This is a genomic window from Streptomyces sp. NPDC028907, assembly GCF_055564995.1.
Genome location: NZ_JBVHVE010000011.1, coordinates 178,114 through 201,756, shown reverse-complemented (window position 1 = coordinate 201,756; position 23,643 = coordinate 178,114). Strand labels below are relative to the sequence as shown.

The 23,643-nt window shown below is 71.4% G+C and carries 21 protein-coding genes and 1 pseudogene; 7 read left to right on the top strand and 15 right to left on the bottom strand.

What is annotated here, in order from left to right:
* Nucleotides 1-29: 29 nt before the first annotated feature.
* Entirely contained in the window at nt 30-395 is a 366-nt protein-coding gene (locus ACZ4UU_RS30955; RefSeq protein WP_471906681.1) for a hypothetical protein, read from the bottom strand.
* Nucleotides 396-521: 126 nt separating this feature from the next.
* On the opposite strand from ACZ4UU_RS30955, the gene ppk2 reads away from it, so the two are divergent.
* Nucleotides 522-1,325, top strand: coding sequence for a polyphosphate kinase 2 (gene ppk2 / locus ACZ4UU_RS30950; protein WP_471906680.1), 804 nt, complete (start codon nt 522-524; stop codon nt 1,323-1,325).
* A 27-nt stretch (nt 1,326-1,352) separates the two neighbouring features.
* Here ppk2 and ACZ4UU_RS30945 read toward each other — a convergent pair whose 3' ends face one another.
* From ACZ4UU_RS30945 to ACZ4UU_RS30930, 4 genes are all read right to left on the bottom strand, one after another.
* Complete coding sequence (locus ACZ4UU_RS30945) at nt 1,353-2,234, bottom strand: universal stress protein (RefSeq protein ID WP_471906679.1); 882 nt, start codon at nt 2,232-2,234, stop codon at nt 1,353-1,355.
* A 102-nt stretch (nt 2,235-2,336) separates the two neighbouring features.
* Nucleotides 2,337-4,733, bottom strand: coding sequence for a glycoside hydrolase family 65 protein (locus ACZ4UU_RS30940; RefSeq protein ID WP_471906678.1), 2,397 nt, complete (start codon nt 4,731-4,733; stop codon nt 2,337-2,339).
* Nucleotides 4,730-5,524, bottom strand: coding sequence for an HAD family hydrolase (locus ACZ4UU_RS30935; protein ID WP_471906677.1), 795 nt, complete (start codon nt 5,522-5,524; stop codon nt 4,730-4,732). Before ACZ4UU_RS30935 ends, ACZ4UU_RS30940 begins: the two co-directional genes overlap by 4 nt.
* Before the next feature lie 347 nt (nt 5,525-5,871).
* Nucleotides 5,872-6,831, bottom strand: a complete 960-nt coding sequence (locus ACZ4UU_RS30930; RefSeq protein ID WP_471906676.1) for a LysR family transcriptional regulator — start codon at nt 6,829-6,831, stop codon at nt 5,872-5,874.
* A gap of 70 nt (nt 6,832-6,901) precedes the next feature.
* Here ACZ4UU_RS30930 and ACZ4UU_RS30925 point away from each other — a divergent pair, with 70 nt between their 5' ends.
* Nucleotides 6,902-7,516: a short chain dehydrogenase gene (locus ACZ4UU_RS30925; RefSeq protein ID WP_471906675.1), complete on the top strand. Its 615-nt coding sequence runs from the start codon at nt 6,902-6,904 to the stop codon at nt 7,514-7,516.
* 16 nt (nt 7,517-7,532) lie between these two features.
* Here the strand turns inward: ACZ4UU_RS30925 and ACZ4UU_RS30920 are convergent, their stop codons facing one another.
* From ACZ4UU_RS30920 to ACZ4UU_RS30895, 6 genes and pseudogenes are all read right to left on the bottom strand, one after another.
* Nucleotides 7,533-7,964 carry a tetratricopeptide repeat protein gene (locus tag ACZ4UU_RS30920; RefSeq protein WP_471906674.1) on the bottom strand — a complete coding sequence of 144 codons (432 nt, stop codon included), beginning with the start codon at nt 7,962-7,964 and terminating at the stop codon, nt 7,533-7,535.
* Between the two features lie 26 nt (nt 7,965-7,990).
* Nucleotides 7,991-9,097 (bottom strand): LLM class flavin-dependent oxidoreductase, encoded by a 1,107-nt coding sequence (locus ACZ4UU_RS30915; RefSeq protein ID WP_471906673.1) that lies wholly within the window; start codon nt 9,095-9,097, stop codon nt 7,991-7,993.
* A gap of 72 nt (nt 9,098-9,169) precedes the next feature.
* Nucleotides 9,170-9,370 (bottom strand): annotated as a pseudogene (locus tag ACZ4UU_RS30910) (GNAT family N-acetyltransferase); the annotation flags it as partial.
* A 79-nt stretch (nt 9,371-9,449) separates the two neighbouring features.
* Nucleotides 9,450-9,923, bottom strand: a complete 474-nt coding sequence (locus ACZ4UU_RS30905; protein WP_471906672.1) for a MarR family winged helix-turn-helix transcriptional regulator — start codon at nt 9,921-9,923, stop codon at nt 9,450-9,452.
* 60 nt (nt 9,924-9,983) lie between these two features.
* Nucleotides 9,984-10,934 carry an NmrA/HSCARG family protein gene (locus ACZ4UU_RS30900; protein ID WP_471906671.1) on the bottom strand — a complete coding sequence of 317 codons (951 nt, stop codon included), beginning with the start codon at nt 10,932-10,934 and terminating at the stop codon, nt 9,984-9,986.
* A gap of 84 nt (nt 10,935-11,018) precedes the next feature.
* Nucleotides 11,019-12,467 carry a GH1 family beta-glucosidase gene (locus tag ACZ4UU_RS30895; RefSeq protein ID WP_471906670.1) on the bottom strand — a complete coding sequence of 483 codons (1,449 nt, stop codon included), beginning with the start codon at nt 12,465-12,467 and terminating at the stop codon, nt 11,019-11,021.
* Nucleotides 12,468-12,715: 248 nt separating this feature from the next.
* Between ACZ4UU_RS30895 and ACZ4UU_RS30890 the strand changes: the two genes are divergently transcribed.
* Nucleotides 12,716-14,266: a glycoside hydrolase family 43 protein gene (locus ACZ4UU_RS30890; protein ID WP_471906669.1), complete on the top strand. Its 1,551-nt coding sequence runs from the start codon at nt 12,716-12,718 to the stop codon at nt 14,264-14,266.
* A 28-nt stretch (nt 14,267-14,294) separates the two neighbouring features.
* Here ACZ4UU_RS30890 and ACZ4UU_RS30885 read toward each other — a convergent pair whose 3' ends face one another.
* The gene (locus tag ACZ4UU_RS30885) at nt 14,295-15,311 is read right to left on the bottom strand and encodes a LacI family DNA-binding transcriptional regulator (RefSeq protein ID WP_471906668.1); all 1,017 of its coding nucleotides are present in this window, start codon (nt 15,309-15,311) and stop codon (nt 14,295-14,297) included.
* Nucleotides 15,312-15,585: 274 nt separating this feature from the next.
* Between ACZ4UU_RS30885 and ACZ4UU_RS30880 the strand changes: the two genes are divergently transcribed.
* Nucleotides 15,586-16,566, top strand: a complete 981-nt coding sequence (locus ACZ4UU_RS30880; RefSeq protein ID WP_471906667.1) for an alpha/beta fold hydrolase — start codon at nt 15,586-15,588, stop codon at nt 16,564-16,566.
* Between the two features lie 28 nt (nt 16,567-16,594).
* Here ACZ4UU_RS30880 and ACZ4UU_RS30875 read toward each other — a convergent pair whose 3' ends face one another.
* Both ACZ4UU_RS30875 and ACZ4UU_RS30870 read right to left on the bottom strand, forming a co-directional pair.
* Entirely contained in the window at nt 16,595-17,020 is a 426-nt protein-coding gene (locus ACZ4UU_RS30875) for a hypothetical protein (protein WP_471906666.1), read from the bottom strand.
* The gene (locus ACZ4UU_RS30870; RefSeq protein ID WP_471906665.1) at nt 17,017-20,250 is read right to left on the bottom strand and encodes a M36 family metallopeptidase; all 3,234 of its coding nucleotides are present in this window, start codon (nt 20,248-20,250) and stop codon (nt 17,017-17,019) included. Before ACZ4UU_RS30870 ends, ACZ4UU_RS30875 begins: the two co-directional genes overlap by 4 nt.
* 428 nt (nt 20,251-20,678) lie before the next feature.
* On the opposite strand from ACZ4UU_RS30870, the gene dhaK reads away from it, so the two are divergent.
* The 3 genes from dhaK (at nt 20,679) to ACZ4UU_RS30855 (ending at nt 22,760) form a co-directional block, all read left to right on the top strand.
* Complete coding sequence (dhaK, locus tag ACZ4UU_RS30865; RefSeq protein ID WP_471906664.1) at nt 20,679-21,671, top strand: dihydroxyacetone kinase subunit DhaK; 993 nt, start codon at nt 20,679-20,681, stop codon at nt 21,669-21,671.
* Nucleotides 21,672-21,745: 74 nt separating this feature from the next.
* A complete protein-coding gene (gene dhaL, locus ACZ4UU_RS30860) occupies nt 21,746-22,345 on the top strand; it encodes a dihydroxyacetone kinase subunit DhaL (protein WP_471906663.1) in 600 nt (199 codons plus the stop codon).
* Entirely contained in the window at nt 22,338-22,760 is a 423-nt protein-coding gene (locus ACZ4UU_RS30855) for a PTS-dependent dihydroxyacetone kinase phosphotransferase subunit DhaM (protein ID WP_471906662.1), read from the top strand. Before dhaL ends, ACZ4UU_RS30855 begins: the two co-directional genes overlap by 8 nt.
* Before the next feature lie 117 nt (nt 22,761-22,877).
* Here ACZ4UU_RS30855 and ACZ4UU_RS30850 read toward each other — a convergent pair whose 3' ends face one another.
* Nucleotides 22,878-23,552 (bottom strand): TetR/AcrR family transcriptional regulator, encoded by a 675-nt coding sequence (locus tag ACZ4UU_RS30850; RefSeq protein WP_471906661.1) that lies wholly within the window; start codon nt 23,550-23,552, stop codon nt 22,878-22,880.
* Between the last annotated feature and the right edge of the window lie 91 nt (nt 23,553-23,643).

The following is a 23,643-nucleotide window of genomic DNA, read 5'->3' as shown; positions in this document are numbered from 1 at the left end:
CTGCGGTCCGCGGCATTCACCCGTGCGCCTCAGACGTCCTCGGGGCCGCTCCCCTCCCCGCCGGTGAACCTCCGGGCGAGGTCGCGATGGTGTTCCGCCACCTGGACCGCCTGAACCCCGGTGATGGCGGAGCTCGGCATTCCGCCCAGCCGTTCGATCTCCCCGGCGAGGCGGAGGTGCTCAGCGCGGGCGTGCTCACGGCAGGCCAGACAGGTGACGCTCTCGGGCCGCGAGGAGGTCATCGCGTACGGAACCCGCAGCCCACAGCCGGTGGCGGCCGTCGTTGGCAGATCACCGACCAGGCCGAAGGTACCGGCCAGCAGATCGCGCACGCGGGCCTCCTGACGGGCCACGCTTTGCTCGACGTGGATGTGTGGGTCAACGACACCGTCCATGGGCCCATCCTGCCCGTACGGGGTACGAGTGCGCGCACGGGAGTCACGTGTGCGTACGGGGTGCGCGGCCGGTTGGTGGTCAGTACGGTGCTGTTCTGGTGTTCGAGTTCGGCTGTGGGAGGCCGCATGGCCGGCGACAAGGCGGAGAAACTGCCGCGCAAGACTTACGAGAAGGAACTGCTGCGCCTGCAGACGGAGTTGGCGAAGCTCCAGGAGTGGGTGCGGGCGGAGGGTGCCCGGCTTGTCGTGATCTTCGAGGGGCGGGACGCGGCGGGCAAGGGCGGCACCATCAAACGGGTCACCGAACATCTCAACCCGCGGATCGCGCGGATCGTGGCGCTGCCCACGCCGACCGAACGTGAGCGCACCCAGTGGTACTTCCAGCGGTACATCCAGCATCTGCCCGCCGCCGGGGAGATCGTGCTGTTCGACCGCAGCTGGTACAACCGGGCCGGTGTCGAGCACGTCATGGGGTTCTGCACCCAGCAGGAGTACCAGCGCTTCCTGCATCAGTGCCCGCTCTTCGAGCGGATGCTGGTGGAGGACGGGATCCTGCTGCGCAAGTACTGGTTCTCGGTGAGCGACGAGGAGCAGCAGGACCGCTTCCGACGCCGCGTGGAGGATCCCCTGCGCCGCTGGAAGCTCTCGCCCATGGACATGGAGTCGGTCACCCGCTGGGAGGAGTACTCCCGGGCCAAGGACAAGATGATGGTGCACACCGACATCGCCGAGGCGCCCTGGCACGTCGTCGAGAGCGACGACAAGCGCCGGGCCCGGGTGAACATGATCGCCCATCTGCTGGACTCGGTGCCGTACCAGGACGTCCTTCCGCCCGTGCTGGACCTGCCCGAACGGCCGGAGTCGAGCGGCTACCAGCGGCCTCCGCGCGACCTTCAGAAGTACGTGCCGGACCACGCGGCGAACCTCTGAGCCGGGCCCGCCTCCCGCTCGGCCCGCTCACTCCTGCCCTGACCGCACGACGGCGACCGGACAGTGCGCGTGGTGCAGCAGGGCCTGGCTGACCGAGCCCAGGAGCATCCCGGCGAATCCGCCCCGCCCGCGCGCCCCGACCACGACGAGTCCGGCCTCGGCGCTGGCCTCGATCAGCGTGTGCCGGACCCGGCCGCGCACCAGCCGGCGGTCCACGGCGACATCGGGGTAGCGGTCGCCCAGCCCGCCCAGTGCCTCGGCGAGCACGCGTTCCTCCTCGTCGTGCAGTCGCTCCTCGTCGTACGTCACGAAGGGCGGGTCGGCGGGGCTTTCGTAGGCGCGCTCGGTCCGGGTGCTCCAGGCGTGCAGCGCCACCAGGTCCGTGCCGTGCAGGGAGGCCCGGGAGAAGGCGAACTCGACGGCTCCCCGGGCGGCGGGCGAGCCGTCGACGGCCAGGAGGACCGGCCCGGCCGGGTTCGGCCTGCCGCGCACCACCAGCACCGGGCAGGCGGCATGCGCGGCCAGATGACCCGCGGTGGAGCCGAGCAGCAGGGCGCCGAACCGGCTCAGGCCCCGGCTGCCGACCACGATCAGTGACGCCGTGCGCGACTCGATCTCCAGCACCGTCACCGGTTCGCCGACGACGATCTCGCGCATGACCTCGATGCCCGGCGCCGTCTCGTGGGCCCGCCGCTCGGCCTTGGCCAGCGTCCCGTCGATCAGCTCGCGCATCCCGGCACCACTGGGCTCCCAGGGCCGGCCACCATGCGGGATGTGCGCGGCCGGCCACCCGAAGGCGTGCACCAGCCGCAACCCCACACCGTGCAGCCCGGCCTCCCGCGCCGCGACCTCCACGGCCTCCATGCTCGACGCCGAACCGTCCACCCCCACGACTACCGGGCCGTTCATCACGCTCCCCTTTCCGGGCGGTGGCCGCGGGCCCGCGCCGGGTCGGCGGCCGTCGCTCTCCCAGCCTCTCCCCGCCGGCGGCATTCCGCACCGGCCGGGCCGTCAGTCGTGGAGGACGAGACGGCCTGTCTGACCCGGTTCCAGGGACAGGCCGCGGCCCGGGAGGCGTACGTCGATGGGGGAGGCGTCGGAGGACGGGACCTCGATCTCCAGCAGGCCGCGTTCCAGGCGCAGCCGCACGCCCCAGTGGCCCTGGTACCGCAGGGGGAAGCCGTAGGAGGACAGCTCGGGCAGGGGTACGGGGTCGAGCCACAGGGCGCCGCCCCGGGTCTCCAGGCCGGTCAGGCCGCGCTGGACGAGGTCGAGGGTACCGGCCATGGCGCCCAGGTGGATGCCCTCGCCGGTGGTGCCGCCCTGTACGTCGGCGATGTCACCCTGGAGGGCCTCCTGGCAGAACTTCCACGCCTCGCTGCGCCGGCACCGGGCGAGCACCCAGCCGTGGACCAGGCCGCTCAGGGTGGAGCCGTGGCTGGTGCGGTGCATGTAGTACTCGAGGGTGCGTCGCCAGGTGTCCTCGTCCAGCCGCACCCCCAACCGGTGGAACAGGCCCCCGAGTTCCGCCGGGGCGAAGAGGTAGCCGAGCATCAGGACGTCGGCCTGTTTGGACGCCTTGTAGCGGTTGACGGTGTCGCCCTCCGCCTCCAGGATCCGGTCCAGCCGCCGGATGTCGCCGTAACTCTCGCGGTAGCCGTGCCAGTCGAGCTCGGCGAGGTCGCCGTAGCCGGCGAACTGGCTGATGACGCCGTCGTGGAAGGGGACGTGGAGCGTGCGCGAGACGTCCTCCCACAGTTCGAGTTCGCCCCCGTCGAGGCCGGTGCGCTCGGCGAGTTCCCGGCGGCGCGGCTCGGGCAGGGTGTCGAGCAGTTCCAGGGTGCGGGCCAGCACCCAGGCAGCGGTGACGTTGGTGTAGGCGTTGTCGTCCAGGCCGGGCGCCGCCGCGTCCGGGTACGCCTCGTGGTACTCGTCCGGCCCCACCACGCCCTTGATTCGATACCGGCCCAGGCTCCCGTCGTGGACGGCCTTGTCGGCCCAGAAGCGGGCGATCTGCAGGAGCATCTCGGCGCCCTTGGTGTGCAGGAACTCCATGTCGCCGCTGGCCTCGCAGTACTGCCACACGTTGTACGCGATCGCCGAGCCGACATGGTGCTGGAGCCGGGAGTGGTCGGGCAGCCAGCGTCCCGAGCGGGGGTTGAGATGGAGCTGCTGGGTCTCCTCGCGTCCGTCGCTGCCGCTCTGCCAGGGGTACATCGCGCCCCGGTGACCCGCCGCCCGGGCCGCGGTGCAGGCCTGTTCGAGGCGTCGGTGGCGGTGCCGGAGCAGGGCCCGGGAGACTTCCGGGAAGTGCAGGTTCAGGTACGGCAGCACGAACAGCTCGTCCCAGAAGACATGGCCGCGGTAGGCCTCGCCGTGCAGTCCCCGGGCCGGTACGCCGACGTCCAGGTCGGCGGTGTGCGGGGAGAGGGTCTGCAGGACGTGGAAGAGGTGCAGCCGCAGGATGCGGCCCGACTCGCCGGGCACCTCCAGCGCGGCGCGGCGCCAGAGCTGGTCCCACGCCGTGAGGTGCGACGCGACCAGCCCGTCGAAACCGGGAGCCCGGCCCACCCGGTCGACGGCGGCGTGCAGCGGGTCGCTGATGGCGGGGTCGCGGGAGGTGTGCAGGGCCACGGTCTTGTCGACGGTGACGGTCCCGCCGGGGGCCAGGTCGACGGTCAGCTTCTGGATGGCGGACGGCCGTTCGTGCCGGGCCGTGACGGGGGCGTCGGCGGTCAGCCGGGAGGCGATGCCGATCCGGATGTCGGAGGTACGGGTGCGGCAGCGCAGCCAGACCGTGTCCGGGGCGGCGGTGCCGCTGTGGACGTGGGTCAGATGCCGGCCGTCCAGGTCCCGGTAGCGGGCCACGCCGGAGTTGGTGACACCACCGTCCAGGGCGGCCTCCACCTCGAGCGGGCCGGAGAATCCCTCGGCGGTGAACTCGGTGCGCAGAGCCGCGAGATGGGGATCGGCCATGTGCACCATCCGGTGCTGTCGCACGGTCAGTACGCGCTCCTCGCCCAGGTCGTACCGCGTCCTGCGCTCCAGCAGGCCCGCGGCCAGGTGCAGCATCTGCCGGTGGTCGAGGGCGTGCGCGGTGTCCGGTGTGATCCAGTCCCCGCCGGGGAGACGGAACCGCAGGGGCAGCCAGTTCGGGACATTGACCATGTCCTCGTTCTCCACACGGCGGCCGGCCACCTCGGAAGTGAGCCGGTTGTAGATGCCGGCCACATAGGTCCCCGGGTAGTGGACGTCGTCGGCGGCGCACTCGGGCAGCGCGCCCCGGGTGGCGAAGTAGCCGTTGCCGAGCGTGCACAGCGACTCCCGGAGGCGTTCGTCGGCGGGCTTGTAGCCCTCGTACTCCCAGCTCCAGCCCGTACCCTCGGCCTCCAGGCTCCGGTCCGTCACGTCGGCGCTCCTCCCGCGCAGAGTTCTCCGAGGTCGTGCACGACGAGGTCGGCGCCGTGCCGCAGCAGCCGCGACGCGGTGTCCGCGCCTGCGGCCCGGTCCACGCCGACCACCAGGGCGAATCCGCCGCGGCGCCCCGCCTCCACCCCTGCCAGGGCGTCCTCGACGACGGCGGCCCGGTCTGCGGGGACGCCGAGCCGGCGGGTCGCCTCCAGGAAGAGGTCCGGCTCCGGCTTGCCCGCGAGGCCCAGCCGGGCCGACTCGACGCCGTCCACGAGGGCGTCGAACAGGTCGAGCACGCCGGCCCGGCTCAGCAGCTCACCGGCGTGCCGGGACGCGGACGCCGCCGCTCCGGGCACTCCTGCCGCGCGCAGGGCCCGCACCAGCCGTACGGTCCCCGGGTAGGCGTCGACGCCGTGCTCGCGCAGCCGCTGGATGAAGAGGCGCTCCTTGTCCCCGGCGACGGACCGGACCGTCTCGTCCGGCACCTCGATGCCGCGGGAGGCGAGGAACGCCGCGGCTCCGTCGAGGCGGGACCTGCCGTCCACGTGGCGCAGATAGTCGTCCCGCAGGTCGAAAGGGCGGCGCTGGTCGGGGTCCGCGGGCGGGTGGGCGCGCAGAAAGGCGTCGAAGGCCGCCTTCCAGGCGGCGGCGTGCACCTTGGCCGAGTCGGTGATCACTCCGTCGGTGTCGAAGACGACGGCGCGCACGCCCCGCAGGACAGGGGCGAGCGCGTCCCCGGACCACCGGTCAGGGGGGTCGGGCGCGCCGGACGTGTCGGGCGGACGCATGGTCAAGCTCGCCGCGGCGGGACGGCGCTCGGGCAGTGCGCGCGGCGGTGCCCGGCGGGTACGACATCCAGGGGCTGCCGGTGCAGGTCGGCAGCAGGGAACGCGAACCGCACGGCCTTCTCACCTCCGCTCGACGGCTCACCCGCGCCCGGCGGGATCCGCTCATGGGTACCCGCCAGGCCCGCCTTGTCACCTCCGGCCCCTCCCGGAATCCGCCGCCACTTCGCCGTCCGTGCCCGGCGAGGGCGGGCGGCCCTGGCGCATCAGCCGTGCGCATGGTGTGCTGGAGGTGACGGGAAGGACCCGGAACGGCGCGGGGAAGCGGATGACGGCCGCGCACCGCGCAATCAGGATCCGCGAGAAGTGGATAGGGCCCTTCCCGCCCTGTCTTTGCTTGTGCCCGCCCTGTCTTTGCTGGTGCCCGCCCTGTCCTTGCGGCTGCCCGTCCCGTCCTCCGCCGCGCCGATCACCCGCTCGACATGGTCGAGAAAGGCGCGCAGGACGGGGTGCGTCGCGTCCTTCGGCCACACCAGGCGGACCGTTACCGGGGGCGCGTCCGCGAGGGGCCGATAGCGGACCCCGGGGTGCGGATGGCTGTGCTCGGTGGCCTCCGCGGTGACACCGACCGCGTCTCCGGTCGCGATCACGGTGAGCCACTCGTCGACGTTGGCCACCTCGAAGGTGCGGGGCCGCTGCCCTTCGGGCCAGAGGCCGGTCGTGGTGGCGGCGGTGGCGCAGAGGACGACAGGCCGATCGGCGAGGTCGCTCAGGCGCACGGCCGCGCGCTCGGCGAGGGGATCCCCGTCGGGCACCGCGACCAGCCGCCGCTCCCGGTACAGCGACCGGACCTCCAGCCCGGCATCCGCGGCAGGCGCCGTACGCAGGAACGCCACGTCGATCTCCCCGCGCCGCAGGGCCGCTTCCGGATCGTCTGGGCGGTGCACCCGCAGCGGGGTCTCCGGGTGCTGTTCGCGCCAGTCGCGGAGCAGCGGTACGGTGCGGTCGCCGAGCGCCGCCCAGGCGAAGCCGATACGCAGGGGCCGTGCGTCGGCCGTGGTTTCGGTCAGCGCGTCGTCAAGCTGCCGGAGGATGGAGTGGGCCCGTTCGTGCAGCCGCCGGCCCGCGTCGGTGAGGGCGAGGCGGCGCGTGGTGCGCTCCACGAGCCGGACGCCGACGCGGCTTTCCAGCTGGTCCAGGGTGCGCGAGAGCGCGGGCTGGCTGACGCGCAGCACGGCCGCGGCGTCCGTGATGGTGCCCTCGTCGCCGATCGCGACGAGCGCCCGCAGGTGCCGCAGCTCCACATTCATAACTCTGGAGCATAAATGCTGTCCGGGAGGTATTTCTCCCGTCCGGTGGGGCGGGCGTAGCGTCACGGCCATGAAGGCTCTGAAGACCCGGAAGATTCTGCTCATCGGTGCCACCGGCACCCTCGGCACGGCCGTCCACAGGGCCTTGACCGGCCGTGGCCACGAGGTCCTCACCGTGGGGCGCGACGCCGGCGACCTGCGCCACGACGTCACCGACCCGGCGCAGATCCGCGAACTGTACGAGCGGGCCGGCCGTGTGGACGCGGTGGTCAGCGCGGCCGGCTCCACGCCCTTCAAGCCGATCACCGAGATGACCCCCGAGGACTACCTCGCCGCCTTCCACGGCAAGGTGCTCAGCCAGATCGAACTCGTGCGGCAAGGGATCTCCCGCATCTCCGAACGCGGCTCGTTCACCCTGATCACGGGCGTGCTGGCACGAGAGCCCATACCCACGGGCACCGCCGCCTCCATGGCCAACGGCGCGGTGGAGTCGTTCGTGCGCGCCGCCGCCATCGAGATCGCCCCGCAGCGCGTCAACGCGGTCAGCCCGACGGTCTTCACGGAGAGCCTCGACAAGTACGAGGCCTTCTTCCCGGGCATGTCGCCGGTCCGCGTCGACGACGCTGCGCAGGCATACGTGCGTTCCGTCGAGGGAGCGCAGACCGGGCAGGTCTACGGGCTGTAGAAGCCGCCCGCGCCGCTCACGCGTCGTCCGGGAACTCACCCGCGAACGCGCCGGCCATCCGCAGCCAGGGCTCCGCCTCGTCCTGGCGTCCCTGGCGTTGCAGGGTGCGTCCCAGCATCAGGTGGGCGTAGTCCTCCACCGGATCGCGCTCGACGATCTGGCGCAACTGTTCCTCCGCGCGGCCCAGCTGGGCGGAGTGGTAGTAGGCGCGGGCCAGCAGCAGCCGGGGACCCGTCTGCTCCGGCGCCTCCTCGACCACGGCCGCGAGCAGCTTCGCCGCACCGGTGTAGTCCTTCGCGTCGAACAGCAGCCGGGCCCGCTCCCAGCGCTCCAGGGTGCTCTCCTCGTGCGGCACCCCGGCCCCGCCGTCGAACAGGTGCAGGGCGCTGGCCCAGCGGTCGGGTGCCACTCCGTCGGCCGCCGCGTACGCGTTGAAGTTGTCGGTCATCGTCTTTCGGCTCCTCTCCTGGGGTGTCACGCCACGGGTCCGGTCGGCTGTGCGCGCTCGGCGTCACGGGCCGCGAGCAGGGCGGTGTGGGTGGGGGCGTCCGGTACGTCGGCCGGCCGGTTCCTGGCGAACTCCTCGCGCAGGACCGGGACGACCTCCTCGCCGAGCATGTCGATCTGCTCCAGCGCGGTCTTCAGCGGGATTCCGCCGCCGTCCACCACGAACAGCTGACGCTGGTAGTCGCCGGCGTACTCGCGGAAGGTGAGCGTCTTCTCGATGACCTGCTCGGGTGTGCCGACCGTCAGCGGGGTCTGCTCCATGTACTCCTCCATGGAGATCCCGCCGCCCATCACCGGCGAGTGGTCGAAGACGGGGCGGAACTCGCGGACGGCGTCCTGGGAGTTGGGGCGCATGAACACCTGGCCACCCAGCCCCACGATCGCCTGCTCCGCCGTTCCGTGCCCGTAGTGCGCGTACCGCTCCCGGTACAGGTCGATCAGCTTCGCGGTGTGCTCCCTCGGCCAGAAGATGTTGTTGTGGAAGAACCCGTCGCCGTAGTACGCCGCCTGCTCGGCGATCTCCGGCGAGCGGATCGACCCGTGCCAGACGAACGGCGGTACGCCGTCCAGCGGCCGCGGCGTGGACGTGAACCCTTGCAGCGGGGTGCGGAACTTCCCCTCCCAGTCGACGACGTCCTCGCGCCACAGCCGGTGCAGCAGGGCGTAGTTCTCTATGGCGAGGCTGATGCCCCGCCGGATGTCCCTCCCGAACCAGGGATAGACCGGGCCGGTGTTGCCGCGCCCCATCATGAGGTCGACCCGGCCGTCGGCCAGGTGCTGGAGCATGGCGTAGTCCTCGGCGATCTTCACCGGGTCGTTGGTGGTGATCAGCGTCGTGGAGGTCGACAGGACGATGCGCTCGGTGCGCGCGGCGACATGGCCGAGCAGGGTCGTCGGGGACGACGGCACGAACGGCCGGTTGTGGTGCTCCCCGGTCGCGAACACGTCGAGACCGACCTCTTCGGCCTTCAGCGCGATGGCCACCATCGCCTTGATCCGCTCGTGCTCGGTCGGCGTACGACCCGTGTGCGGGTCCGTGGCCACGTCACCGACGGTGAAGATGCCGAACTGCATCGCCCTCACTCCTCCTAACGTTGATACATCAACTATGCCGTTGCAACATGCCCCCGCGCCCCGCTATTCCACTCAGCGCAGCTCCTGCTCCAGCCACCGCGGCACGTCCGGCGTCACGGGGTCGGTGATGTCGCCGAACTCCTCATGCCGCTTGAGGAACTTGGCCACGTAAGGGCAGAGCGGCACGATCCGTCTGCCGGACGCGCGGACATCGTCGAGTGCGCCGCGGACCAGCTCACCGGCCAGGCCCTGACCGGCGTAGGCGTCGTGCACCCGGTGCGGGCAGCCGGCCGGATCCAAGCCCCCTCGACACCCTCCTCGACCGATGGCATTGCAGGACGAGCCGGGTCAGTCAGGACTGGGTCTCGTCCAGCTTGCCGATGACGCGCTCGGAGATCTCGGCCAGGACCCGGAGTTCGGCCGGCGTGACATGGTCCATGAACAGTTCGCGCACCGCCTCGACGTGACGCGGGGCGGCCGCCTCGATGGCGGCCCGCCCCGCGTCCGTGATCACCACGAACGCGCCACGCCCGTCCTCGGGGCACTCCTCGCGCACCACCATGCCCCGTCCGGCCATCCGGGCGATGTGGTGGGACATCCGGCTCTTCTCCCACTCCAGTGCCCGCGCCAGGTCCTGGTACCGCTGCCGCCCGTCCGGCGTGTCCGTCAGATGGACCAGCACCGCGAAGTCCGCAGGGGACACATTCGACTCCGACTGGAGCAGGCGACCCAGACGTCCGCCGAGCCGCTCATGCAACCGGACGAAGCCGCGCCACGCGCGCTGCTCGTCCGCCGTCAGCCATCGCACGGCCCCTTGCTCTCCCATGGCGAAAGTGTAAACGTAGTTGACAGTTCACCGAACTGCCCGAGGGGTCGCGTTGCCGCGTCAGCCCACCTGGATGTTGGCGGCGTTCTCGGCCAGCCAGGCGTCGAAGCTCTTCAGCGCCGGGTTGATCTCGCGCAGCCGGGCCAGGTCGCGGGCGCCGGTGAACTCCTGGTCGAAATCGCCGTAGTACTGGAACATGTTGGCGATCTCGTCGCCCGCGGGTACGCCGAGGCCGCGGAAGACGTCGTAGGGCACCGACCGGAAGCGCACCGGCTCGCCGATCGCCGCGCCGATCTTCTCCGCGTACTGTGCGCCGGTCAGGTGGTCGCCCGCCAGGCCGACGGTGTGGCCGATGAACCGCTCCCCGCTCTTGAGGATGGCCAGGGCCGTGCGGCCGATGTCGGCGACGTCGACGCCGGCCAGCAGCTTGCCGTCCTCGAACGGCAGGGTCAGCGTGAGCACACCGTCCTCGGCGCGCTTGGGGCCCATCGTCGACAGGAAGCCCTGGAAGAAGAACGTGGTGTTCAGGAAGGTGGTCGGCACTCCGGCCTGCCGGAACAGCTCGTTGGCCTCGCCCTTGGCGTCGAAGTGCGGCACGTTGTACTTCCCCTGGAGGACGGGCATCCGCTCGTCCTCCAGGGGCAGCAGCTCACGGGTGTCCTCCAGCGTCGACCACACCACGTGCCGCAGACCCGCAGCCTTGGCCGCCCGGACCAGGACCTCGACCTCCTCCGTCTCCTTGGCCGCCGAGCCGTGCGCCCAGAAGTTGGTGACGAGGAACGCGCCGTACGCGCCCTCGAACGCCTCGCGCACGGACGGCTCGTCGTAGAAGTCCGCCCGTACGACCTCGGCGCCGAGCCCGGCCAGCTCCTTGGCAGCCGGGGAGTCAGGATTCCGGGTCAGCGCACGCACCGTGAAGCCCGATTCCGGATCGGCCAGGATCGCCCGTACGGCACCGCCGCCCTGCGCACCCGTGGCTCCGGCGACCGCGATGACCTTCTCGTCGCTCATGGCAGCTACTCCCGTCCCGGGATGAACTCGTCGGTTGACACATCAACTGAATCACAGAGTGGTTGACGTGACAACTGCTACGGCCTACCCCTCGGCCGGCACCGGCGGAATGGCGCCCGTCACCGCCAGCTCCCGGAACCACAGGGCGCTGTCCTTCAACGTACGACGCTGGGTCCGGTAGTCGACGTGGACGATGCCGAAGCGCTTGGAGTACCCGTAGCCCCACTCGAAGTTGTCCATCAGCGACCACACGAAGTACCCGCGCAGATCGACGCCGGAGGCCAGGGCACGGTGGGCGGCGGTGAGGTGGCGGCGGAGGTAGTCGACCCGCTCGTGATCATGGACGGCGTACGTCCCGTCGGCGCGGGCGGTGACACGGTCGTCGAAGGCCGCTCCGTTCTCGGTGATCACCAGGGGCTGGTCCGGGAACCGGGTGTGCAGGTCCAGCAGGAGTTCCTCAAGGCCGTCGGGGTCGATGTTCCAGCCCATGGCGGTGTGCGGGCCCCTCTGTTCGATGAACTCGACCTGGGGCGAGCCGGGCCAGGGCGAGCCGCCCATGTCCTTGTGGCCGTCGTGGTTCTGACGTGGTGTCGCTCCGTCCCAGAGGCGGACGGCGGTGGTGGCGTAGTAGTTGACGCCGAGCAGGTCCAAGGGCTGGTGGATCTGGGCGAGGTCGCCGTCCTGGACGAACGCCCAGTCGGTGACCTCGGCCGTGTCCTCGATCAGGTCCGCCGGGTAGCGGCCGCGCAGCAGGGGGTCGGTGAAGGAGCGGTTGGCCAGCGCGTCGATGCGGCGCACGGCCTCCTTCCCGCCGGCGCCCTGACCCCGCAGGACGTGGAAGTTGAGGGTGATGGAGTACTGCGGATCATTGGTGGCCACCGCCCTCAGCTGCTGAACCGCCAGCCCGTGGGCGAGGTTGAGATGGTGCACCGCGGTCAGCGCGGCGGCGCCGTCCGTGCGGCCGGGGGCGTGCGCTCCGGATCCGTAGCCGAGGTAGGCGGAGCACCACGGTTCGTTCAGGGTCGTCCAGATCGCGACGCGGTCGCCGAGGGCCTCGCCGACGATACGGGCGTACTCGGCGAAGGCGTGGGCGGTGGCCCGGTTCGTCCAGCCGCCGGCGTCCTCGAGGGCCTGGGGCAGGTCCCAGTGGTAGAGGGTCGCGACCGGCGCGATCCCCCGGTCGAGGAGGCCGTCGACCAGGCGGCTGTAGAAGTCCAGCCCCTTGGGGTTGGCCGGGCCCCGGCCGGTCGGCTGGATGCGCGGCCACGCGAGGGAGAAGCGGTACGCACGCAGACCCAGGGACGCCATGAGATCGAGGTCGTCTTCGAGCCGGTGGTAGTGGTCGGCGGCGACGTCGCCGGTGTCGCCGTTCCACGTCTTGCCGGGCGTGCGGGAGAAGGTGTCCCAGATCGAGGGGCCGCGTCCGTCCTCGGTGGCGGCGCCTTCGATCTGGTAGGCCGCGGTCGCGGAGCCGAGGACGAAGTCGGCGGGGAACGTCAGGGGCTGGGCGGGGGCGTTCGGGGATGTCGGCATGCGGGTCTCTCTGGAGGTCTCGACTGAGGGGCCGGGTCCTGACGGACCAGGCGGGTCGGCGGCCATGGGACCGTCGCCCGACCCTTGTCGGCTGTCGGTCCCGCCTACCCGGAACCACGGTGATGTTAACGTTAACAACTGTCAAGGTCTCCGCCCGCCCAATCCCCTCTCCACCGCCCCCCTGTCCCCTCTGTCCCTCCTCCGCTACCCCCTCCCCTTCCGCCCTCGCCCCGCCTCGGAGTGCGCCCGTGCCCACCTTCGCCAACCCCGTTCTCGCCGGCAGTCACCCGGACCCGTCGATCTGCCGGGCAGGAGAGGACTTCTACCTGGTCACGTCATCGTTCGCGTACTATCCCGGGCTCCCGGTCTTCCACAGCCGCGACCTGGTGAACTGGCGGCCGGTGGGGCATGTGGTGCACCGGCCGTCCCAGGTGTCGTTGAGCGGGCTGGACGTCTCGGACGGACTCTGGGCCGCCACCATCCGCCATCACGAGGGCACCTTCTACGTGGTCGTGACCCTCGCGCGAGGCCGCCGGGGCAGCACCACCCTCCTCTTCACGGCCTCCGACCCGGCCGGCCCCTGGTCGGACCCGGCCGTCCTGGACGCGGAGGGCATCGACCCCTCGCTGTTCTTCGACGACGACGGCCGCTGCTGGTTCACCGCCTGCCGCGACGCCGCCGAGCCGGAGGTGACAGGGCCCGGCGAGCTGTGGATGCGCGAACTCGACCTCGGAACCCGGGCATTGACCGGTCCGACCCACGCCCTCTGGTACGGCGCGATGCGCGGTGCCTGGGTGGAGGCGCCGCACGTGTACAAGCGCGACGGGGTGTACCACCTGATCGCCGCCGAGGGCGGCACCGAACACCACCACGCCGTCACCGCGGCCCGCTCCGACACCGTGACCGGCCCCTACGTCACGGATCCCAGGAGCCCCCTGCTCACCCACCGCCACCGTGGGGCGGCGGAACCGATCCACAACGTCGGCCACGTCGACCTGGTCGACACCCCTGCCGGGGAGACCTGGGCCGTGGCGTTGGGCGTGCGGCCGATCGACGGCACCCACACCCTCGGCCGCGAGGTGTTTCTCGTACCGGTGGAGTGGACGTCCAGGGGCCCCGTCTTCGCACCGGACACCGGTCAGGTACGGCTGGTGGAGCGGGTGCCGGCGGAAATCACGCCACCGGTCACCGTTCCGCACCCGGCCGGACCGGTGCGGGACGACTTCAGTGGCACCTCGCTGGGCCTGGAGTGGAACAGCCTGCGCGGGCCGGTCGACCACCTCGTCTCGCCGCGCCCGGGCGAGGGAGGCCTGACCATCCGGCTCTCCCCCGAGCCGCTGACCTCGACCGGCACTCCCGCGTTCGTGGGGCGCCGTCAGCAGCACCTCCGCATGCGCGCACGCACCCGCATCCGCTTCACCGCCGCCGCACCTACGCACGAAGCGGGCCTGGCCGTGGTCCAGGACCACCACCACGCCACCCTCGCCCTGACCACCGACGCCTCCGGGGCCCCGCATGTCGTCCTCACGGCTCGCCGGAGGGACTCCGAGACCCGCCTCGCGGCGATGCCCGTGACCAACGACGACCTCGTCCTCTCGATCGACAGCGACGACTCCGGCTACACCTTCCACGTCGAGGACGGCACCGGGACGAAGACCCTCGGCAGCATCGACCGCCCCTTCTTCAGCACGGAACGGGCAGGCGGGTTCGTCGGTGTCTACGTCGGCCTTCACGGCGTCGGCGACCCCGGAGCGGGCGAGGCACACGTGCACTGGTTCGAGTACGGCCCCGCCTGCTGACCCCTGCTTTCGAACCGCTCGCCGCGCCTCAGGAATCGAGGCGCGGCGCGGCGCTACTGCGTCGTACGACCAGTTCCGGCGTGATCTTCTGGCGTTCAGCGGGGTCCCCGCGCAGCATCCGCACCAGCAGTTCGATGGCGCTGCCGCCCAGACGGGCGAAGTCCTGGCGGACGGTGGTCAGGGCGGGCACGAGGTAGCCCGAGCCCTTCATGTCGTCGAACCCGACGAGGGACACGTCCCGCGGCACCTCCACGCCTCGCTCGGCGAACGCCGCCAGTACGCCCATCGCCATCTGGTCGTTGCCGGCGAAGACGGCGGTGGGCAGGCCGGCGTCGGCGGCGCAGAGCTCGTGGGCCAGGCGGTACCCGCTCTCCGCGCTGAAGTCACCTTCCAGCAGGGCCCCTTCGGCTCCCGCTTCGGCGAGTTCGGCCTGCCAGCCGTCGATGCGGGCACGGGCGTCGAAGGTGCGCAGTGCGCCGGTCAGATGGGCGATGTGCCGGTGTCCGAGGTCGAGGAGGTGGCGGACGGCGAGCCGGGCGCCGAGCTCCTGGTCGACCTCGACGAAGCTGAGAGCGGGGTTGGGCACGCTGCCGGACATCACCACGGCCACCGGCACTTCGAGGACCAGGCCGGACAGAGCCTCGACGGCGAGGGGGTGGTCGGCGACGACCGCGATCGCCTCGACCGACTGATCGGTGAGCCGCTGCAGTGTCTCCACGAGGTCACCGGTGGTGCTCTCGCCCTGGCGGCTCGCCAGACTCACCCAGTAGCCGGCCTGCTTGGCGGCCGTCTCCACGCCCAGCAGGATGCGGGGCAGCTCGAACAGCTCCGACCCGACGATCACCACGCCGATCGTCGAGGAGCGGCGGCTCTTGAGGGCCCTGGCCACGCTGTTGCGGCGGTAGCCGAGCCTCTGGATCGCGGCCTCGACCCGGGCCCGGGTCTCCGGCCTGACCGACGGGTGTCCGTTGACGACCCTGGAGACGGTGATGTGCGAGACGCCGGCCTCCCGCGCCACGTCCATCATTCCCGGTGGCCGGTTCATCTCACTCGTCCCTCTGCCCTCGACCCCAGCACGGCCCTGCGTCCAAGGCCGATACTGTCACAGGCCTCGGAGCGACACCGAAATCTTCGGTTGATGCGTCATCCATACGTTCGCAAGGTCGGTGCGTGGGAGCGCCCGCCCAGAGGTGGTTTGCCGAAACGGCAACGAGGCTCGGTCTGGTGGCGCTGCACGAAGCAGGATCGGCAGGGAGCCGCGGGCGCGGCGGACCGTCGATGGTCGTGGCTCACGCAGACCGACCGGATTCGGAGGACTCATGCCACCGCACACCACGCACGTCACACACCGCCTGATCTCCACCTCGGCGGGCCGGATCCACCTGGCGGAACAGGGAACCGGACCGCTGGTGCTGCTCGTGCACGGCTTCCCCGAGTCCTGGTACTCGTGGCGTCACCAACTGCCGGCCCTGGCCGCGGCCGGCCATCGGGCTGTCGCCGTCGACGTCCGCGGCTACGGCCGCTCCTCAGGGCCCGCCGACCCGGCCGCGTACCGGATGACCGAGCTGGTGGAGGACAACGCCGAGGTGGTGCGTGCCCTGGGCGAGGAGTCGGCGGTGATCGTCGGCCACGACTGGGGCGCGACGATCGCCGCCGACTGCGCGCTGCTCAGGCCGGACGCCTTCCGCGCGGTGGGGCTGCTCAGCGTCCCGTACACCCCACGCGGTGGCCCCCGGCCCAGCGAGGTCTTCGCGCGGATGGGCGGGGACGAGGAGTTCTACGTCTCCTACTTCCAGCAGCCGGGCCGCGCCGAGGCCGAGATCGAGCCCGATGTGCGCGGCTGGCTCGCGGGGTTCTACGCGGCCTTGTCGGGGGACACCATGCCCGGGCCAAAGTCCCCGGACCCGCACTTCGTCAGCAGGGGCAAGGCGATGCGGGACCGGTTCCCCGAGGGCCGGCTTCCCGCCTGGCTCTCCGAACGCGACCTGGACGTGTACGCCGGGGAGTTCGAACGCACGGGTCTGACCGGGGCGCTGAACCGGTACCGGAACATGGACCGCGACTGGGAGGACCTGGCCTCCCTCGACGGCGCCCCCATCACCCAGCCGTCGCTGTTCGTCGGAGGCCGCCTGGATGCCTCCACCACATGGCTGGCCGACGCGATCGACGCCTACCCCGTCACGCTGCCCGGGCTGGTCTCCTCCCACCTCCTCGACGACTGCGGCCACTGGATCCAGCAGGAGCGCCCGGCCGAGGTCAACCGGATCCTCACCGACTGGCTGGCGGCCCTGCCCGGTTGAGGCGGGTGTTCGCCGGACCGGCTCGTGCTCACCCGACCTGAAAGGTGATCCGCAACGGCCGCAGGCCCCGCTGCCCGGTGGTGCGCAGCACCGCCTCGCCCGGTTCCAGGGCGCGGACGTCCCAGGCGCGGAAACCCGGATCGGTCTCGTAGTCAACCGGTACGAGGACGACCGCCGTGCCGTCGACAGTGGGCGCGGTCTCTCGCCAACGGCCCGAGAGACGCAGCTGGGTGGTGTCGCCGAGGGCGAGGGTGACGGTGCGTCCGGTGTCGTTCTGGGTGAGGACGGCCGGGGCGGAGGGCACGGAGGGTTCAGGGGCGGTCGTTGTCGCCGTGGGCGTGGGGGCGGGCGAAGTCGGAGTCCGAGGCGGGGAGTTGTTCGTGCATGCGGCGGCCGCCGCCACCCCGAGGACCAGGGTGGCGGCGGCGCGCTGCAGGAGTGTCGTCCGTGTCATACGAGTGGGATGTTGATGCAGGTGAGGATGGCCGCCTGGGCCTTGAGCTGTTGCGTGGTGGCGTTGGGATCGAGGCGGACCTTCTCGGCGTTCTGGACGGCCTCCAGGAAGGGGGTGTCCGGCTTCAGGTCGCTGTCGGTGTCGACGAGTTCGTTCGGCTCGAAGGCTCCGCCCGCGAAGTTCAGCCAGGCGGCGAGGAGTTGGCGGTCGAGGGAGCGCTTCGGGTCCAGGAGCAGGTTGAGGAAGAGGACGTCCGCGGCCTTGTCCTGCGTGGACACGTCGACCTTCTCGGAGAAGACCGCGCTGGCGTGCTGGACGATCTTCAGATAGCAGTCCAGGGTCTTCTTGCCGAGCCCGGTGAGGTCGCCGGTCAGGTACTTGACGTACCAGACGTCGGCGAGCAGCGACAGCGGGGCGTTGCCCTGGACGATGACGGGCATCGCGTCGGTCCCCGTACCGCCGTCGTCGTCACGTGCCGTGAAGCTCAGGTCGTACAGGCAGGGCTTGGCGTACGTATGGGTCTGGGCGTCCGTCAGGTCGCGGGGCTGGACGCTGGGGCTGCGGGCGGGGTCGGGGTCGGGCGGGTTGACGAGCGAGGTGGTCGTGGCGGCCGCTGTGCCGTCGCCCCACGCCCAGCTCATGGTCTCGTCGTCGCTGCCGGGGTCGGTGACCCGGGCGGTGTACCGCTTCTCCTCGCCGGCCTGGACGACGAGTGTCTTCCCGCCCGCGAGCGGCACGGCACCGCTCTTGTCGATGGCGGCGGTCGGGTCGACGTTGGCGACGGTGATCTCGGCGTCGCGGCAGGTGGTGGTGTCGTCGTCGCTGCCGCAGATCTTCACGGTGAAGGTGCCGTTGTCACCGAAGACCAGCTCGCGGCTGAAGGTGAGGGTGGCGTCGGGGCGGTTGTTCTCCAACCGGCCGGGCAGGGCGACGGGCTTGCCGTCGCCGGGGTCGATGGTGGCGGTGAGCGGGTCGAGCCAGCCCGGGTCGGTGATCGTGCCGGAGACGGTGAGTTTGCCGCCCTCCTCACGCGGGCCCTGCACGGTGAAGGCCACGGTGGGCGCGACGTTGGTGACGGTCACGGTCGCCGTGTCGGTGTCGGCGCCGGCGGCGTTGCCGACGCGCAGCCCGACGGTGTACGTGCCGTCCTGGCCGACCCGGTCGAAGAGCGGGCTGACGCCGGTCGCGTCGTCGTAGGCGCCGTCGCCGTCGAAGTCCCAGCTGTAGCTGCCGCCGCCACCGGGGACGGTGGAACCGCTCGCGTCGAGCCGTACGTCGGCGCCCTCCTTGGTGGAGTACGGTCCGCCCGCGTCGGCGGTGGGCCGGCAGCTCGCGGGGTAGTCGGTCGCCGGGTTGGCCTGGTCCTGGCTCGGTGAGGTGGCGCTCGCGCCCATGCCCCGGCCGGCGAACACCCCCCACAGCAGGCACTGGTTGGCCCCGCCGTTGTCGGCCCGGTCAGCGGCGAGGATGCCGTCGCGGGCGTCCAGGAAGTCCGGCGAGGACGGCGTCAGCTTCATGCCGTCGACCATCAGCTGCTCGTGCCGCTGCTTTCCGGTGGCGTAGCCGTACGCGCCGACGAGCGCGGTGCGCATGTCCCACATGGCCGTTGCCCAGATCTCCCCGTCGGAGTGCACCTGGCAGCCACCGGAGCAGAGGTCGGCGTAGGTGAGGTCGCTGTCGTTGTACGCGACGCTGCGTACGCCGGTGGCCGAGCCGTTGTTGTACTCGCCGTACACGGGGTCGTTCCACATCGAGGTGGCCACCGCGTCGCTCCAGCCCTCGCCGAGCGCGCCGGTCTGCTCGCCGTCGCCCATGTCGCCGCCGCCGACAAGGCGGTTGGACAGGCCGTGGCTGTACTCGTGGGCGATGGTGTCGCCGTTCATGGCCCGGTGCATGTTGTGGTTGCCGCAGGAGGCGCGTCCGACGAAGAGCCGCATGGTTCCGTTCTGGCCGTCGTCGGGGGTGCTGAAGTTGGCGTTGCAGGCGGAGTCACCGCCCGCGTCGAAGTCGACGTACACGTCCACCCGGTCGCCTCCGGCACCGCCGTTGCCCAGGTTGTCCTCCTGGAAGTTGCCCGACGCCTCGTCGAAGCCGAGGCCGTAGAGGTGGTCGTGCATGCGGTTGGTGTAGTAGAAGGCCTGGGTGACGACCGCGTCCCGGTCGGTGGTGAGGTCGGTGCCGCCGCTGGTGCGGAAGGCGTCCGTGAAGGTGTGGTCGAAGTGCTGGTACGCCGGGTCGCCGGCGGCCGGGGTCTGGGGCTGGTACCCGAGCGACTCGTTGCCGTCGACGTCCTGGGAGACCTCGGCGTTGTTGCCGGTGGTGACCCGGCCGCCGACCCAGGAACGGCCCAGGCCGCTGAAGGGCACGGTCGTCGCGCTGCCGAGGGTGGGGTTCTGGGCGGTGAAGACCCGGCCCTCGGGGCCCTCGTTGCTGGTGCGGTCGGTACGCAGCAGGACGGTGCCGTTCCCGGCGTCGACGACGGTGTCGTACAGGTGGTGGTTGTCGGCGGTGAGGGTGGTCCGCCAGGCCGGGCGGGCGGTGCCGTCGGCGAGCGGGAAGGTGACCCGGGTGGCGGTGGCGCCGTCGGGCGGGGTGCCGGTGCCGACGGAGGCCGCGGCCCGGTCCAGCGCGTCGCCCTTGTCGAGGGCGACCTTCCCGGTGGCGCGGGCGTCCGGGACCAGGCTGCCGGTGACGGTGAGGATACGGCCCGCCTTGTCGACGGCGACCGAGAGGCGGGCGTCGTGGACGGGTACGCCCCGGTCGGTCTGCCCGATGAAGACATGCCGTACGCCGTTGTGCTCGGTGCGGTACGACTTGACGACGGTGAGCGCGTCCAACTCGGCGGCGGAGAGGCCGTAGAGGTCCACGTGATCGCGTATGTGGTCCAGCGCGACGGTACGCGGGTCGTCGGTGTCGGTGCCGGTGAGGGCGTTGCGGCCCTGCGGGGTGAGCCGCTTCGGCGTTCCGAACCGGCTCCAGCGGACCGCCGTACCGTCGAGCTCCTGCGCGGCGCGCAGCTGCCCGGCGGTGGGCGCGACGCGCTTGTCACCGCGGACGTCGATGTTCGGGTACGGCAGTTCGGACCGCTCCTGGGCCGGTCTCTTCGACGTCCCGGCGCGCTCACCGTCGTCGGCGGCCTGCGACGGTGCGACCGTGACGGCCGGCAGTGCGAGCAGGACCGCGCCGACGAGCAGTGATCTTGCGCGATTCGATAAGCGTGTGGGTGGCATTCCCTCTCCCCCGTCCGTTGACTTTCCTGACTGCGGACCGAGGACACGGTACGTGCGCATGACAAGTCGACGGAAGGGTGCGTGGAAAACCACCTCTCCCGTCGTGGGATCGAACCGTAGGCGTCCACGAACTCATGGAAGTCCGCGGGGAATTCGATGCCGAGTTTCAGTGACTCGCTCCGGCGTCGCGCTGGGCACCAGTGGCCGACCCGGCATCACCACGGACGGCCTCGTCCACATCAAGTAGCCCCATCCCCCGAACACGGCGGTGACACGCCCGGGTCACGCCCACGCGATGGGTGCGCGTGACCTTCGCATCGGCAAGGTCGATACTGCCAAGAGGGGCCTTCTCACCGACCCACCACCGAGGTGACCCCACCGGCAAAGACACAGGCCATTGCACCTACTACCCTCAGTAGGAGGTAGACATGAAGATGTTGATCAATGTCGCGGAGACCGTGGTCGCGGACGCGCTGCGCGGGATGGCGGCCGCCCATCCCGAGCTGATCGTCGATGTGGACAAGCGGGTGATCGTGCGGCGGGACGCCCCCGTGGCCGGAAAGGTCGGACTGATCTCCGGTGGCGGGTCGGGGCACGAGCCGTTGCACGGTGGATTCGTGGGTCCGGGCATGCTGTCGGCGGCCTGTCCGGGCGAGGTTTTCACGTCGCCGGTGCCCGACCAGATGGTGCGGGCCGCGGCGGCCGTGGACAGCGGAGCGGGTGTGCTGTTCATCGTTAAGAACTACACGGGTGACGTCCTCAATTTCGACATGGCGGCCGAACTCGCCGAGGACGAGGGCATCCAGGTCGCGAAGGTGCTGGTCAACGATGACGTGGCGGTCACCGACAGCCTCTACACGGCCGGGCGGCGCGGCACGGGCGCGACGTTGTTCGTGGAGAAGATCGCCGGGGCGGCGGCGGACGAGGGACAGCCGCTGGAGCGCGTGGAGGCGATCGGACGGCAGGTCAACGAGAACTCCCGAAGCTTCGGCATCGCCCTCAGCGCCTGCACCACCCCGGCCAAGGGCAGCCCCACCTTCGATCTGCCGCCCGGAGAGCTGGAGTTGGGCATCGGCATCCACGGCGAGCCGGGCCGGGAGCGGCGCGCGATGATGACCTCGGGCGAGATCGCCGACTTCGCCGTGGGCGCCATCCTGGAGGACATGACCCCGCGCAACCCCGTGCTCGTCCTGGTCAACGGCATGGGCGGGACACCCCTGTTGGAGCTGTACGGCTTCAACGCCGAGGTCCAGCGGGTGCTCGCCGAGCGCGGTGTGGCCGTCGCCCACACCCTTGTCGGCAACTACGTCACCTCGCTCGACATGGCCGGCGCCTCCGTCACCCTGTGCCAGGTCGACGAGGAACTGCTGCGGCTGTGGAACGCGCCGGTGAAGACACCGGGGTTGCGGTGGGGTATGTGATCCAGGGTCTGCGATCAAGGTCCGCGCACCCGGAGCCGGACGCCCGCACCGCACCTGCCACGCAAGGAGATCCAGTGCTCGACGCCGATTTCTTCCGCCGTTGGATGACGGCGACCGCCGCCTCCGTCGACCGTGAGGCGGAACGGCTCACCGCTCTCGACTCGCCCATCGGGGACGCCGACCACGGCAGCAACCTCCAGCGCGGCTTCAACGCCGTGACCGCGGCGCTGGAGAAGGAGGCCCCCCAGACGCCCGGTGCGGTCCTCACGCTCGCCGGGCGGCAGCTCATCTCCACGGTCGGCGGAGCGTCGGGCCCGCTGTACGGGACCCTGCTGCGCCAGACCGGCAAGGCCCTCGGGGAAGCGGGCGAGGTGAGTGAGGACCAGTTCGCTCAGGCACTGCGCGCGGGGGTGGACGCGGTCATGACGCTCGGGGGCGCGGCGCCCGGCGACAAGACCATGATCGACGCGCTCGTGCCGGCCGTGGACGCGCTCGTCGACGGCTTCACCGCGGCCCGGGCTGCCGCCGAGGAGGGCGCCCTGGCGACGACTCCGCTGCAGGCCCGCAAGGGGCGGGCGAGCTATCTCGGGGAGCGCAGCATCGGGCACCAGGACCCCGGCGCCACGTCCTCGGCGCTGCTGATCGCGGGGCTGGCGGAGGCTGACGGTGAGTGACGAGCAGGAGGGTGGGCGTGTCGTCGGGATCGTGCTCGTCTCGCACAGCGCGCAGGTCGCCGCTTCGGTGGCCGAGCTGGCGCGGGGGCTCGCGGGCGGCGGAACGGCGGTGCCGGTGGCCCCGGCGGGCGGCACCGAGGGCGGTGAGCTCGGCACCAGCGCCGAGCTGATCGCCGCGGCGGCGGCCGCAGTGGACCGCGGCGCCGGGGTCGCGGTCCTCACCGACCTGGGCAGCGCGGTCCTCACCGTGAAGGCCCTGCTCGCCGAGGGCGACGAACTCCCGGACGACACACGCCTGGTGGACGCCCCGTTCGTCGAGGGGGCCGTCGCCGCGGTCGTGACGGCGGCAACAGGCGCCGACCTGGCGGCGGTCGAGGCCGCGGCCACGGAGGCGTACGCGTACCGGAAGGCGTGAACCGCCCGCGGCTGCCGACAGCCTGCCATCAGTCATCCGGCCATCGGGCCATCGGGCCATCGGGCCATCGGGCCATCGGGCCATCGGCAGCCGCCGTACGCAAGAGCCGGCCTTCCTCTACCCCACCCCCTCCGCCGCGACCCTCAGCGCCACGCGCAGCGTCTCCGTCAGCTCCGTCTGTGCGGTCGTCCGGTCGGGGTGCGCGTCGGCGGTGTGCCAGGCGTAGTGCTCGACCGCCGCGCGCAGGGCCGCGTTGAACATCGCCGCCTGGATCGCGGGACGCAGGTCGTCGGCGGGGAGTCCGGCCCGTTCGGCGAGGGCGCGGGCGAACGCCGGTTCGGCCTCGTCATAGGTCTGGAGCCAGATCGCGCGCAGGCCGGGCTCGGTGCGGGTCAGCCGTACCAGCGCGCCGACGGTCGCGCGGTCGGGTCCGGGGAGCAGGCCGTCCTCGTCGGTGAGTTCCGTGTCGAGGATCTCGTCGAAGGGCTGCCCGGGACCCCAGCGCCGCAGTGAGTCGGCGACCAGGTCGATGCCCGCCGAGAACAGCGGTCGCACACAGCTCTCCTTGCTCGGGAAGTAGCGCCAAACAGTCCGCGAGGAGACCCCGAGGGCCGCTCCGATCTGCTCGCCCGTGGTCGCCGCCACCCCCTGGGTGACGAACAGTTCCACCGCGGCGCGCGCGATCTCCAGGCGGATCTCGGCCTTGCGCTCCTCGGTCAGGGGCGGGCGTCCCGTGGGTCGGTTCGCGGCCCGGTTCTCAGGTCGGCTCGTACGTCCACGGGCTGCGCTCATGTTCTCCTCCGGACGGCGCTGATCGCTCTCCCGGAATTCTCCCCGACATCACCCCCAGACTTTATGTCACTCAGAGACATTAAGTCGTAGG